Origin of the sequence: Kitasatospora sp. NPDC101157, from assembly GCF_044768255.1 — a bacterium.
Taxonomy (GTDB): Bacteria; Actinomycetota; Actinomycetes; order Streptomycetales; family Streptomycetaceae; genus Kitasatospora.
This window is the reverse complement of the sequence record NZ_JBIWPL010000041.1, coordinates 14,761-27,692: the sequence shown is the minus strand read 5'-3', so window position 1 is coordinate 27,692 and position 12,932 is coordinate 14,761. Positions and strand designations below refer to the sequence as shown.

General features: G+C 71.9%; 11 protein-coding genes. 5 read left to right on the top strand and 6 right to left on the bottom strand.

Annotation, left to right across the window (positions count from 1 at the left end):
* Nucleotides 1-522: 522 nt before the first annotated feature.
* The 5 genes from ACIRVF_RS40625 to ACIRVF_RS40605 all read left to right on the top strand — a co-directional run bounded on the left by ACIRVF_RS40625 (nucleotide 523) and on the right by ACIRVF_RS40605 (nucleotide 6,114).
* Entirely contained in the window at nucleotides 523-1,107 is a 585-nt protein-coding gene (locus ACIRVF_RS40625; protein ID WP_402829676.1) for a single-stranded DNA-binding protein, read from the top strand.
* A 356-nt stretch (nucleotides 1,108-1,463) separates the two neighbouring features.
* Nucleotides 1,464-2,888, top strand: coding sequence for a Cys-Gln thioester bond-forming surface protein (locus ACIRVF_RS40620; protein ID WP_402829674.1), 1,425 nt, complete (start codon nucleotides 1,464-1,466; stop codon nucleotides 2,886-2,888).
* A gap of 250 nt (nucleotides 2,889-3,138) precedes the next feature.
* A complete protein-coding gene (gene ettA, locus ACIRVF_RS40615) occupies nucleotides 3,139-4,803 on the top strand; it encodes an energy-dependent translational throttle protein EttA (RefSeq protein WP_072654575.1) in 1,665 nt (554 codons plus the stop codon).
* Between the two features lie 127 nt (nucleotides 4,804-4,930).
* Nucleotides 4,931-5,374 (top strand): thioesterase family protein, encoded by a 444-nt coding sequence (locus tag ACIRVF_RS40610; RefSeq protein WP_030289101.1) that lies wholly within the window; start codon nucleotides 4,931-4,933, stop codon nucleotides 5,372-5,374.
* Between the two features lie 47 nt (nucleotides 5,375-5,421).
* Nucleotides 5,422-6,114, top strand: a complete 693-nt coding sequence (locus tag ACIRVF_RS40605; RefSeq protein WP_402829671.1) for a hypothetical protein — start codon at nucleotides 5,422-5,424, stop codon at nucleotides 6,112-6,114.
* Between the two features lie 13 nt (nucleotides 6,115-6,127).
* Here the strand turns inward: ACIRVF_RS40605 and ACIRVF_RS40600 are convergent, their stop codons facing one another.
* The 6 genes from ACIRVF_RS40600 to ACIRVF_RS40575 all read right to left on the bottom strand — a co-directional run bounded on the left by ACIRVF_RS40600 (nucleotide 6,128) and on the right by ACIRVF_RS40575 (nucleotide 12,929).
* Nucleotides 6,128-6,532, bottom strand: a complete 405-nt coding sequence (locus tag ACIRVF_RS40600) for a globin (protein ID WP_402829669.1) — start codon at nucleotides 6,530-6,532, stop codon at nucleotides 6,128-6,130.
* Between the two features lie 101 nt (nucleotides 6,533-6,633).
* A complete protein-coding gene (locus ACIRVF_RS40595; RefSeq protein ID WP_402829667.1) occupies nucleotides 6,634-7,779 on the bottom strand; it encodes an ABC transporter permease in 1,146 nt (381 codons plus the stop codon).
* Nucleotides 7,776-8,693 carry an ABC transporter ATP-binding protein gene (locus tag ACIRVF_RS40590; RefSeq protein ID WP_402829665.1) on the bottom strand — a complete coding sequence of 306 codons (918 nt, stop codon included), beginning with the start codon at nucleotides 8,691-8,693 and terminating at the stop codon, nucleotides 7,776-7,778. The genes ACIRVF_RS40595 and ACIRVF_RS40590 overlap by 4 nt, the downstream gene beginning before the upstream one ends.
* Before the next feature lie 157 nt (nucleotides 8,694-8,850).
* Entirely contained in the window at nucleotides 8,851-10,050 is a 1,200-nt protein-coding gene (locus ACIRVF_RS40585; protein ID WP_402829663.1) for an FHA domain-containing protein, read from the bottom strand.
* An 84-nt stretch (nucleotides 10,051-10,134) separates the two neighbouring features.
* Complete coding sequence (locus tag ACIRVF_RS40580; RefSeq protein WP_402829662.1) at nucleotides 10,135-11,490, bottom strand: VWA domain-containing protein; 1,356 nt, start codon at nucleotides 11,488-11,490, stop codon at nucleotides 10,135-10,137.
* 119 nt (nucleotides 11,491-11,609) lie between these two features.
* Nucleotides 11,610-12,929: a protein phosphatase 2C domain-containing protein gene (locus ACIRVF_RS40575; protein WP_402829659.1), complete on the bottom strand. Its 1,320-nt coding sequence runs from the start codon at nucleotides 12,927-12,929 to the stop codon at nucleotides 11,610-11,612.
* Nucleotides 12,930-12,932: the final 3 nt, after the last annotated feature.

The window sequence follows — 12,932 nt, the reverse complement described above, 5'->3', positions numbered from 1 at the left end:
GGGGACAGGATAAGGGTGTCCAGTTCCTCAGTCGGGTGTGACGACACCGTCGTTGGTGTGTCGGTTCGGTGGAGCGGTCCGATAATCGCAGGTGAAGACCGTGCGTGCAGCGGTCTGGGACAGTTCCGGGCCGGACGTTGTGCAGTCGTTACGGGGCTGCCTCCTCACCCGTTATGGATTCGACACGGAGAATGTCCCGTCGCCGGCGCGGGTGGGGGCCCTATTCGGCTTGCTCCGGTCGGATGACGTGCGCGGCCGGCTCCCGGCGGGCCTCCGGCCGCGCTCCTGCAGCGGCCGCGATCTGCCGGTTTGTTGTCATGAGCGCGAAGAAGGCGCCGATCCGGCGGTGCACGAAGGCTGAAATTCACCCCTGCGAGTGACAGCTCTTTTTCACCCTGCCGATCGGCCCAGTAGTTGTCCACAGGATTTCGGAACCCGGTGGCAGGGATTTCCTCCGAGGCGCACTCTCAACTCGCACCGCTCGATTCCGTACGGTGCATCGGCGAGAACGGAGAGTGTGCCGTGAGCGAGACGTACGTGACGGTGATCGGCAATGTCGTGACCGAGGTGAGCTACGGGGAGACGTCCGGCGGGGTGCCGATGGCGAACTTCCGGCTCGGCTTCACCGAGCGGCGGTACGACCGGGAGCGGGCCTGTTGGGTGGACGGCGAGGCGCAGTGGCTGAGGGTGACGGCCTGGCGGGCGCTCGCGGTGAACCTGATCGGCTCGTTGTCCAAGGGTGATCCGGTGCTGGTGACCGGCCGACTGCGGATGCGCGAGTGGATGGAAGGGGAGGTGAAGCACAGCCGGGCCGAGATCACCGCCCGGTCGGTCGGGCACGATCTCACCCGCGGCACTGCGGCGTTCCGGTGGGCGACGGGGGTGCGGGGGCAGCCCTCGGGGGCGGCCGGAGGCGCCGCGGTGGAGGGTGAGGGCGAGCCGGTGCCCGGATGGATCGTCAACGCGCTGGAGTCGCGCCGGGCCTCGGCGGTGGCCGCGGCGCCCCGTTCGTCCGAGTTGACGGCCGGTGTGTGCGAGGTGACGGGACAGCAGGAAACCGTGTCCGAGCGGCAGCGGGTAGGTGAAGAGCAGGCGACGCCGGGCTGATCGGTCGGTGACCTTCACTGTCGACAAATATGTTGATCGAGAAGGCGGTTCTGCCCGCACGCGCAATATCGACCGGATAACGGAAAGTCAGGAAGCGATTCCGGCGATGTGTCAGCTTGTGTGGATCCTGAGGGGGTTGATAACGATCCAGATACGGAATCGTCCTGATTTCGCATGGGGGTTTCGAGGGCCCTGAGGCTCAATAGGATTCGTCTGGTTCACACCCCGCAGCAGTGCCACAGGGGGCACGCGCGGCACGGCAAGTCGGCGGGCTGCCCACTCGGCGCGGCCCAGCCCCGGAGGGATCCCAGATGTTCAAGAGGCAGGGGCGGAGTCTGTCCCGCATAACCACTGTCATGCTCACGACCAGTCTGGCGCTGGGTGGAGGGCTGTTCGCGGCCGGGGCGGCGGCCGCAGCGGACCCGGCTTCGGGCGTGAGCAAGGCCGTGATCCAGAAGACCATGGTGTCCGAGAAGGTCGACGTCGCGGGCAAGGGGACGGTCGACGCCGGCCTCTTCACCCTCAAGACGAGCGACGGCGGTCTGCTGCAGACCTACTGCATCGACTTCGACAACCCGGTGTACCTCGACAGCGGTGCGCAGTACCACGAGGCGGACTGGGCGGCGAGCTCCCTCGGCGCCAACGCCAAGGCCCCCATGATCCGGTGGATCCTGGACAACTCCTACCCGCACGTGAACCTGACCACGCTGGCCGCGGCCATCAACGTCGACAGCCTGACCGCCGAGGACGCCGCCGCCGGCACCCAGGCCGCGATCTGGAAGTTCTCGGACGACAAGAGCGTCACCCTGCACAAGACGAACGCCACCAAGCTGCGTGACTACCTGGTCGGCGACGCCAACAAGGGCATCGCCGCCGAGCCGAAGCCCTCGCTGACCCTGACCCCGGACTCGCTGTCCGGCAAGTCCGGCGGCAAGATCGGCCCGTTCACCCTCAACTCCAGCGCCGCCGAGGTGAAGCTGTCCGTCGCCGGCCCCGCCGCCGACAAGGCCAAGCTGGTGGACAAGGACGGCAAGCCGGTCGGCGCCGCCCTGACCGGTCCGATCGCCAAGGACACCCAGCTGTTCCTGGACGTGCCGGGCGGCACCCCGGACGGCGCGGTCACCCTCAACGCGAACGCCTCGACCGTCGTGCCCAGCGGCCGGGTCTTCATGACCGACGTGGACGCCGACGGCCGCCACAGCCAGACCATGATCCTGGCCAGCTCCGACAAGCTCAGCGTCAACGCCGCCGCCAAGGCCACCTGGAAGCAGGGCAAGGGCGCGCTGGTCGACAGCAGCGCCAAGGTCGAGTGCGCCAAGAACGGTGTGACCGTCGCCGTCACCAACAGCGGTGACGAGGCCGCCACCGTCACGGTCGACAAGCAGCAGGTGACCGTGCAGCCCGGCAAGACCGAGACCGTGCTCGTCAAGGTCGCCGAGAAGGCCAAGTACGACATCAAGGTGTCCGGTCCGAACGGCTACACCAACGACTTCACCGGCGTGCTGGACTGCAAGGTCGGCGTGACCCCGAGCTCCGCCCCGACCACCCCGGCCGCCACCGGCACCGCCACCGCCAAGCCCTCGGGCACCCCGAGCACCGGTGCGGCCCAGCCCGTCCCGTCGACCACCAGCGCCGCCCCGGGCACCGGTGGCCTGGCCCAGACCGGTGCCAACAGCAACACCCCGCTGCTGGCCGGCATCGCCGGTGCCCTGGTCGTCGCCGGTGGCGCCGCGGTCTTCTTCCTGCGTCGCCGTGGCCGCCACGGTGGCAACGCCGCCTGATCCGGTAGCACCCACCAGCGGCACCGTTTGATGCCGCTCGGCCACGGCCCGGCTCTCCCGCACCCGCTGCGGGAGAGCCGGGCCGTCGGCGTTCCGGCAGGCGGGGCGGCGGAAGCGGTCGCCGTGGGCGCACGGCCCGTCGGCACACCCCCGGCGGGGGTCGCCCGGGCGGTTCGGGGCTCCCGGCCGGGTGCGGCACAATGGAAGGCTGCAAGCCGAATTACTCCCGACGACGCCGGAGCGATCTCACGTGGCGGAATACATCTACACGATGCGCAAGGTGCGCAAGGCTCACGGAGACAAGGTCATCCTTGACGACGTGACGCTCAGCTTCCTCCCCGGAGCGAAGATCGGCGTCGTGGGCCCCAACGGTGCCGGTAAGTCGACCGTGCTGAAGATGATGGCCGGCCTGGAGCAGCCCTCCAACGGCGACGCCTTCCTCTCGCCCGGCTTCACCGTCGGCATGCTCCTCCAGGAGCCGCCGCTGGACGAGTCCAAGACCGTCCTGGAGAACGTCGAGGACGGCGTCAAGGAGATCAAGGGGAAGCTCAACCGCTTCAACGAGATCGCCGAGCTGATGGCGACCGACTACTCGGACGCCCTGCTGGAGGAGATGGGCAAGCTCCAGGAGGACCTCGACCACGCCGAGGCCTGGGACCTGGACGCCCAGCTGGAGCAGGCCATGGACGCCCTGGGCTGCCCGCCCGGCGACTGGCCGGTCACCAAGCTCTCCGGTGGTGAGAAGCGCCGCGTCGCGCTCTGCAAGCTGCTGCTGGAGGCCCCCGACCTGCTGCTGCTCGACGAGCCCACCAACCACCTGGACGCCGAGTCGGTGAACTGGCTGGAGCAGCACCTGGAGAAGTACAAGGGCACCGTCGTGGCCGTCACCCACGACCGGTACTTCCTGGACAACGTCGCCGAGTGGATCCTGGAGCTCGACCGCGGCCGCGCCTACCCGTACGAGGGCAACTACTCCACCTACCTGGAGACCAAGCAGTCCCGTCTCAAGGTCGAGGGCCAGAAGGACGCCAAGCGCGCCAAGCGGCTCAAGGAGGAGCTGGAGTGGGTCCGCTCCAACGCCAAGGGCCGTCAGGCGAAGTCCAAGGCCCGCCTCGCCCGTTACGAGGAGATGGCGGCCGAGGCCGACAAGATGCGGAAGCTGGACTTCGAGGAGATCCAGATCCCGCCGGGCCCGCGCCTGGGCAACGTCGTCATCGAGGTCGAGAACCTCAACAAGGCCTTCGGTGAGAAGGTCCTGATCGACGACCTGAGCTTCACCCTGCCGCGCAACGGCATCGTCGGCATCATCGGCCCGAACGGCGCCGGCAAGACCACCCTGTTCAAGATGCTCCAGGACCTGGAGACCCCGGACAGCGGCACGGTCAAGGTCGGCGAGACCGTCAAGATCAGCTACGTCGACCAGACCCGCTCCAACATCGACCCGAAGAAGACCCTCTGGGAGGTCGTCTCCGACGGTCTGGACTGGATCAACGTCGGCCAGGTCGAGATGCCGTCCCGCGCCTACGTGTCCGCCTTCGGCTTCAAGGGCCCGGACCAGCAGAAGCCGGCCGGGGTGCTCTCCGGCGGTGAGCGCAACCGCCTGAACCTGGCGCTCACCCTCAAGCAGGGCGGCAACCTGCTGCTCCTCGACGAGCCCACCAACGACCTCGACGTCGAGACGCTCTCCTCGCTGGAGAACGCCCTGCTGGAGTTCCCCGGCTGCGCCGTGGTCATCTCCCACGACCGCTGGTTCCTGGACCGAGTGGCCACCCACATCCTCGCCTACGAGGGCGACAGCAAGTGGTTCTGGTTCGAGGGCAACTTCGAGTCGTACGAGAAGAACAAGGTCGAGCGACTGGGCGCCGACGCCGCCCGCCCGCACCGGGCCACGTACAAGAAGCTGACCCGAGGCTGACATCCAGCTGTCACGACGGCCCGGCAGACTGCCCTGTGGGGCGGCCTGCCGGGCCGCGGCCAGCCGTCACCGACCGGCCGTCGCCGAGAGGGCGTCGGCGGGCGACCGGACACCGAGGAGAACACCCGTGGCTCGCCACATCTACGCCTGCCCGCTGCGCTGGTCCGACATGGACGCCTTCGGGCACGTCAACAACGTGGTCTTCCTGCGCTACCTGGAGGAGGCCCGGATCGACTTCATGTTCACCCAGGCCGCCGAGGCCGGCGCCGGGGAGTTCGCGGGCGGCTCGGTGGTGGCGCGCCACGAGATCGACTACAAGCGCCCGCTGGTGCACCGGCCGGAGCCGGTCACCGTCGAGACCCGGGTGACCCACATCGGCAGCGCCTCGCTGACCGTCTCCTACGACATCAAGGACGTCCACCCGGACGGCTCCGAGACGGTGTACGTCCGGGCCTCGACCGTGGTGGTGCCCTACGACCTGGCCGAGGGCCGGCCGCGCCGGATCTCGCCGGTGGAGCGGGAGTTCCTCTCCCGGTTCATGGACGAGGCCCCGGCCGTCGCGGCAGTCTGAAAGCCCCAGGAAGTCCCAGGACCCCGAACCGAATGAGCTGAGCCGCGTTGACCGTCACCGCCCGCCTCGCCCTGACCGACACCGGTGAGGCCGCCGACCTCTCCGCCTTCCTGCTGCGCCTGCTGCGCTTCGACAAGGCGGCGGCCGTGCGGCTGCAGGCGGTCGGTCCGGCCGGGGAGGACGGCGTGCTGGCGGTCTTCGGGCGGCTGCCGCTGGGCGGCTCGGGCGCGCTGGCGATCCGCACCGCCCGGCTGAGCGGCCTGGACGAGCCGGTCGACCTGACCGTCTCGGCGGGGCAGCTGCTGGACGGCGTGGACGCCGAGGCGGGCTCCGTCGCACTGCCGGGGCCGGTGACCGGCCCGGCCTGGGCCGGGCTGCTGCCGCCGCGGGCGGGCTGGCTGCCGGTCGGCGCCCCGCCGGTGGCCGAGGTGTACCCGGAACTGATGGCCGGGGTGCGGGAGTTCCGCGAGCGCAGCGAGGCCGTCCCGGCGCACCACCGCACCCGCGCGGTGCTGGACCGGCTGGCGGACGAGATCTGGTCCCGGCCGGTCGGGGCACTGCCGGAGCTGCCGCTGCGCGCGGCGCACGCCGCGTACGTGATCGGCTTCCTGAAGCCCGGCGCCCCGCTCTCGGTGCACCGGGCGGGCGGCTGGCTGCGGCTGAGCGCCCCGGCGGGCTCGGTGGTGGTGCGGACCGCGGCCGCGCCGGGCGCGGGGCTGGGGCTCAGCCCGGTCCGGTGACGGTCGACCCGGCTCAGCCCGGGGTGTTGATCATCGACGCGGCGGCGTACGTCAGGTAGTCGAGCAGCTGCCGCTCGTGCTCGGCGGGCAGTTCCAGGCTGTGTACGGCCGCGCGCATGTGGGTCAGCCAGGCGTCGTGCGCGGCCTTGTCGACCTTGAACGGCGCGTGGCGCATCCGCAGCCGCGGGTGGCCGCGCCGGTCGCTGTAGGTGCGCGGCCCGCCCCAGTACTGCATCAGGAACAGCGCCATCCGCTCCTCGGCAGGGCCGAGGTCCTCCTCGGGGTACATCGGCCGCAGCAACTCGTCCTCGGCGATGCCCTCGTAGAAGCGGCGGACCAGACGCCGGAAGGTCGGCTCACCGCCGACCTGGTCGAAGAAGGTCTCCTCGCTGAACGTGCCCCGTCCGATCTCTGTCACCCGACCATGGTCGCAGACGCCGACGGGGTCGTACACCGGGACGAAAGGCGTACGACCCCGCGGGGGTCCGGTGACCGGCGGAGGCGGTCACGGGGGGACGGTCAGGCGTCCTCCCACCTGAACAGCTTCCAGGCGATGCCGGTCAGCACGGCCGCGAAGAGCAGCAGTCCGCCCATGGTGGGCAGGGCGTCCATGACGCCGCCGCCGCGGGTCAGCACCGACTGGGCGGTGTCGACCAGGTAGTGCAGCGGCATGACCTTGGAGACGGTCTGCAGCCAGCCCGGGGCGCCGTCCATCGGGAAGAACGAGCCGGACAGGAAGGACATCGGCAGCACGATGATCTGCGAGATGCCGTTGGCCGCCTCCTCGGTCTTGGCGACCGAACCGGCGAGCAGGCCGATGGACATGAAGGCGAGCGTCGCGCAGGCCACCAGCGGGAGGACCAGCCACCAGTTGCCGGTGAGCTTGAGCCCGAAGAAGCTCGTGGCGACCACCAGGAAGACGGTGGTCTGGAGGAAGGCGGTCAGCAGCGAGACCAGGATCCGGGAGCTGACGACCGTGCCGGCGCTGATCGGGGCCAGCCGCAGTCGGCGCAGCACCTTGGACTTGCGCCAGTTGACCAGGGTCAGCGCGGCGCCGAAGACCGCGCCGGTGGCGACGGCCCAGCCGAGCAGGCCGGGGGTGAGGAACTGGATCGGCTTGAGCGACTTGTCCTCGACCTGCTGGGCGTCCACGACGAAGGCCGGCGGCTTCCCGGTGGCCGCCTGGTTGGCCTCCTGGACGACCGAGTTGACGATGCCCTGCAGCGCGCCGGCGCGGACCTGGTCGGCGGCGCTGTAGCGCAGCTCGATCCTGCCGTCCGCGTCCTGCGTGATCATCGCGTCGTAGTCGCCCTTGCGGACCTTCTCCAGCGTGGCGGCCCGGTCGTCGGTGCGGGTGATGGTGAGGACCTTGTCCAGCTCGGTCCGGCCCTCGCCCTGCATCGAGTCGAACAGCTTCACCGCGCCGACCTGGGCGACCTTGGCGTGCGGGGTGTTGGAGCCCTTGGTCACACTGCCGAAGAAGACCAGGAAGACCAGCGGGAAGAGCAGGATGAAGAAGGTCGCGGTGCGGTCGCGCTTCATCCCGAGCAGCATCGCGCGGGACAGGCTCCAGAACGCGCTGACCCGCTCCCGCCCCTCGGCGGCGCCGGCCGAACCGCCGCGCGGGGCGGGGGCCTTCGGCTCGGTGGAGGTGGTTGCGGTCATGCGCGGAACTCCCGTCCGGTCAGCTGGAGGAAGACGTCCTCCAGGGTGGCGCCGCGCACTTCGAGGCCGCGCAGCGCGTTCTGCTCGGCCAGCACGCTGAGCACCGGGGCCGGAAGGCGGGTGGAGACGGAGAGCGAGACGGTGTCGTCCTCCAGGGTGGCGACGTCGGCGCCGGCCGCGGCCAGCAGCTCGCGGGCCCGCTCGACCGGCAGCTGGCCGGAGGCCACGCTGATCCGGACGGTGTCGTCGATCTCGCGGATCAGCGCCGCGGGGGCGCCGGTGTGCAGGATCTTCCCGTGGTCCATGATCGAGACCCGGTCGCAGAGGACCTCGGCCTCGTCCAGGTAGTGGGTGGTCAGGACGACGGTGCGGCCCTCGTTGTTGATGTCCCGCAGGAGGTCCCAGAGGTTGCGGCGGGACTGCGGGTCGAGCCCGGTGGTGGGCTCGTCCAGGAAGACGAGCTCCGGGTCGTGGGCCAGCGCGCAGGCGATCGACAGGCGCTGGGCCTGGCCGCCGGACATCTGGTCGGTGAGGGTCTCGGTCTTGTCGGCGAGGCCGACCCGCTCCAGCATCGCATCGGCCCGCCTGGGGCCGACCCCGTAGAACGACGCGAAGGTGCGGATGGTCTCCCGGGCCGTCAGTTTCCGGAAGAACGCGGAGGCCTGGAACTGCACGCCTATTCGCGGCAGCAGCTTCGGGTTCCGCGGCCAGGGGGCCATCCCCAGCAGCTCGACCCGGCCCTCGTCGGGCTTGCGGACCCCTTCCAGGATCTCCATGGTGGTGGTCTTCCCGGCCCCGTTGGGGCCCAGGATCCCGTAGAACTCGCCGGCCTCGACGGTGAACGACACCCCGTCGACGGCCTGCACATCCCCGTACCGCTGGCGGATGCCGTCAGCGGATATAGCAGCAGTCATGAGGCCAGAGAATAGGGGTTTCGGGGCGTCTTGTGCACACCAGGGACAGGGATTTGCGGATTTCCTGAGGAAGGCGCGAGAAAACCGGGCCGGGCGGAATTGTCGAATTCCACCCGGCCCGGCCGGAGTTGCCCCTGACGAGGCATCAAGACGCAGGTCAGGCGCGGTGCACCGTGATCGTCGTCCAGGCGCCGATGTGGATCCGGTCGCCGTCGTTCAGCGGTACGGCGGTGTGCGGGGAGATCGGTTCCGCGCCGCCGTTCACGGTGGTGCCGTTGGTGGAGTCCTGGTCCACCAGCACCCAGCTGCCGTCCGCCTGTTCGGCGAGCAGCGCGTGCTGGTGCGAGGCGCCCGGATCCTCGGGCGGCACCGACAGGTCGATCTCCGGGACGGTGCCCCGGTGCTGGCTGCGCCGGCCGATCCGCAGCTGGCCGCGGCCGGTCAGCGGGATGCGGCGCTCGGGGCAGTACGGCGGGAAGAACAGGCCGGCCGCCTCGGGGCCGCTGCGGGCCATCATGTCGGTGAAGTAGTCGCGGTCGGCCGAGACCACCGCGATCCAGTTGGCCCGGACCGGCTCGGCCGGGACGGGCTCCGGCTGGGCACCCGGCTGGGGCTGCGGCGGGGCCAGGTGGAAGGACGTGCCGAAGTCGCCGCCGCGGTTGTTCGGGCCGGGGCCGGCCGGCTGGGCGTACACCGGGCCGGAGTCCTCGCGCACCGGGGCCTCCGGGAAGGCGCCCTCGGGCGGAGGGTAGCCGTAGGTGTGCGGGTACTCCGGGGCCTGCGGCTGCTGCTGCGGCTGCTGCGGCTGGTGGGACTGCGGTGGGGCCTGCTGGGGCTGCGCGGTGCCGCCGTAGGCCGCCGGGATGTTCAGCGGCGGGGGCTGGGCCGGACCGGGTGCGGGCGCGGGCCCACCGCCGGACGGCATCTGGCGGCGCGAGGGCGTGGACAGCTCGTAGTCGTAGCCGCACTCCTCGCAGAACCGGCCGGTCTGCGGGCTGCGGCAGATCGGGCAGACGGTCAGGCCCTCGGTGAGGCCCGGCGGAGACGCCGGGGGCGGCACGGCCCCGGGCGGCGGGAACGCGCCGCCCGGCGGCGGGTAGGCGCCGGGCGGGGGGAACGCCCCGGGCGGGGGCGGCGGGACCGATCCCGGCGGCGGGGGCGGCGGGGCCGGAGCACCGAAGGGCGCACCGCCGTGCGGCGGGTGTCCGGCGGGCGCGCCGGGCGCGGGGTCGGCGCCCGGCGCACCCGGGTACCCCCCGTGGGCGCCGGCCGGCGGGACCGGCGGAGTCATCGGGAAGCCGCAGAAGTCGCACCAGTCCTCGGCCTGCGACTCGTGGCCCCTCGGGCAGATCGGCATCAGGTCCCCCTCGTTTCGGGCCGGTGCGGCGCGGCCTCGCGCCGGGCAGCCGGCCCGGTCACGTCTTCAGCGGTCACTTCGCGGTCACTTCTTCACACGTACCGTCTTGGTCGACCGGGTCTCAAGGGTCATCGAGTCGGCCTCGCTCACGTTCTTACGGAACCGAACCGTACCCTCCTTCGGGTCCACCACGTCCACCACCTTCTGCAGCAGCTTGTAGGTGCCGTCGTTCCCGGTCGCGTGGGCGATCCGGACGGCGGCGCCCAGCTTGGCGGTCGCGGTGTCGACGTCCCCCGCCCGGTGGGCCTCCAGGCCCTCCTGGATCGAGGAGGCGAGCTCGGCCTGTCCGGTGTAGTGGGCGACCTGCGGGCTGATCCGGGTGGAGGAGGCCAGGTCGTCCGTCCAGACGGCCTTGACCAGGCCCTGGCTGAGGACCTCGGGGGTGCCGCCGCCGACCTGCGGGGGCAGCACCAGGCTGACCCGGGCGGCGAGCATCTCGTTGCCGACCGAGGCGGCCGGGACCTCGACGCAGACGTGGTAGTCGCGGCTCTCGTCGCCCCAGGAGCCGGTCGGGTAGTCGCCCGCCCGGGGCCCGGCCTCGGCCCGGCGCCCGGTGAGGTCCTCGACCGCGGGGGCGACCTGCTTGACGAACTTCACCGTGGCGTTGGCCGGGGTCCAGATCCGCAGGGCGACGTCGGCGACCTGCTTGCCCATCGCGCCGGTCATCATCGAGCGGAAGTCCTCGGCGAGGCCGGAGGGCTCGGCGACGATGTCGGTGGTGCCGAGCAGCGCCGAGGAGATCTTGCGCAGCTCGTCGATCCGCCAGTCGGTGCCGACGCCGCGGCAGTCGGCGGTGAAGTGGCCGGTGACCCGCTCGATGTTGCGGGCCAGGTCCTCCGCCGACTCGTGCTCGTTGTTGCCGTCGGTGAGCAGGATGGCGTGCCGGATGGCGATGTCGCGGCGGGTGAGGAAGAGCTTGTCGGCCTTGGCCAGCCAGGTGCCCATCGCGGTGCCGCCGGCGGCGGTGAGGCGGCGCAGCGACTCCTTGGCGTGCTCCCGGGTGCTCGGGGAGGCGGTCGCCAGGGTGCCGTCGCCGGGGTAGATGTCGCGGGCCTCGTGGGTGCCGGCCACCACGGCGAAGGCGGTGCCGTCGCGCAGCGCGTCGATGGCGGCGGCGGTGGCCTCCCGGGCGCCGTTGATCTTGGTCTTGGGGTAGTCCATCGAGCCCGAGCAGTCGACCAGGATCACCACGGCCGCGTCGGCGTCGCCGCGCTGGGGACCGGCGTCGGCCAGCCCGAGCGGGCGGCCGCCGGAGGTGCCGCCGCCGGTGGAGGTGACGGTGACGATGGCGTTCACCTCGCGCGCGCCGTCGGCCAGGTACTCGTTCTGGAAGATCTCCACGTCGAACCTGGGCAGGTTCGGCTTCGCCAGTGTTGCCATGGGGCGGTGGCTCCCGTCGGGTGAGGGGTGGATGCGATCGGGTCGGTGGGGCGGTCCGGCAGCCCGGCGGACGGCGCCGTCGGGTGCCGTCGGGAGCCGGGCCGGTCGCCGACGGCCGGTCAGGCCGTCGGCGGGTGCGGCGGCTGCGGGGGGACGGGCGGGGCGACCGGCGGGGCCGGGGGGGCTGTCGGGGGCGCGGGCGGCGCCGGCGGGACGGCCGGAGCGGTCGGGACCGAGGGCAGCGGAGCGGCGCGGGAGCCGATCACCGGGAGGTCCGGCAGGGTCGGCTCGTAGTCCGGGTCGTCCTCGGGAGCGCCCTCGGCGGCGGTCGGGGTGATCACCTTCAGGTCCAGCGCGGTCGGCGTCTCCTCGGCCTCCTCGACCGAGGCCGCCGGCGGGTCGATCGGCAGCACCGCGACGGTGATGTTGTCGTGCCCGCCGGCCGCGACCGCGAACTTCACCAGGGTCTGGGCCGCCGCGAGCGGCTCGGTGCGGGCGTCCGGCCGGACGAAGTACGCCAGGTCGGTGGCCGCCTCGGCGTAGTTCCACAGCCCGTCGGTGCAGATCAGCAGCACCCCGGGGACGTGCGGGGTGAAGTCGAGGGTGTGCGGCACGACCTCCTCGGCGTCGGCGCCGAGCCAGCCGGTGATCGCGTGGGCGCGCGGGTCGGCGTACGCCTCGGCCTCGCCCATCAGTCCGGCCTCCACCATCCGGGCCGCCCAGGAGTCGTCCTGGGTGAGCCGGAAGGGGACGGCGGTGCTGCGGTCGTCCGGGATCCAGTAGGCCCGGGTGTCGCCCACCCAGCCGATGGTGATCCGGCCGCCCGCCGCTATGGCGCTGACGAAGGTGCAGGCGGGCGCGTTGAGGTCGGGGCGGGTGGGCCCGGCGCCGTCGGTGGCGAGGTCGGCGACGGCCTTGGCGGCGTCGGCGACGGCGGCGCGCATCGCCTCCTCCGGGTCCCGGCCGGCCTCCAGCGAGGTCAGCAGCGACTCCGAGGCGGCGTCGACGGCGGTCTCCGAGGCCTCGTCCGGGCGGTCGGAGGAGGAGACGCCGTCGCACACCACGGCGACCACGACCGGCTCCCCGCCGGGCAGCGAGCTGGCGGCGACGGTGAAGGAGTCCTCGTTGCGGTGGTGGCGCACGCCGCGGTCGCTGACCCCGGCGACGCCCGCCAGCGCCTTCTCCATGTGGTCGCGCGGGCGCGGCTGGGCGCTGCCGCAGCCCTCGCAGTAGCCGTCCTCGGTGACCTGCGGCTGCCCGCAGTTCACACAGACCGGCCCGCGCTGCGACGGGACGGCCCCACCGCGGGCGGCGGCCCAGCCGGCGGGCATCGCGCCCGGGGCCGCCCGGCCGTCCCGGCCGGTCCCGCAGCGCCCGCAGAAGGCGTCGTCGGGCTCCATCGGCTCGGAACAGCTCGGGCACTCGGTCTGCTGCGGCATCGG

What these genes read in the sequence shown, in the direction of transcription:
- ACIRVF_RS40620 (WP_402829674.1), top strand. Translation starts at nt 1,464, where the DNA reads ATGCTCACGACCAGTCTGGCGCTGGGTGGAGGGCTGTTCGCGGCCGGG.
- ACIRVF_RS40595 (WP_402829667.1), bottom strand. Translation starts at nt 7,779, where the DNA reads ATGACCGCAACCACCTCCACCGAGCCGAAGGCCCCCGCCCCGCGCGGC.
- ACIRVF_RS40590 (WP_402829665.1), bottom strand. Translation starts at nt 8,693, where the DNA reads ATGACTGCTGCTATATCCGCTGACGGCATCCGCCAGCGGTACGGGGAT.
- ACIRVF_RS40585 (WP_402829663.1), bottom strand. Translation starts at nt 10,050, where the DNA reads ATGCCGATCTGCCCGAGGGGCCACGAGTCGCAGGCCGAGGACTGGTGC.
- ACIRVF_RS40580 (WP_402829662.1), bottom strand. Translation starts at nt 11,490, where the DNA reads ATGGCAACACTGGCGAAGCCGAACCTGCCCAGGTTCGACGTGGAGATC.
- ACIRVF_RS40575 (WP_402829659.1), bottom strand. Translation starts at nt 12,929, where the DNA reads ATGCCGCAGCAGACCGAGTGCCCGAGCTGTTCCGAGCCGATGGAGCCC.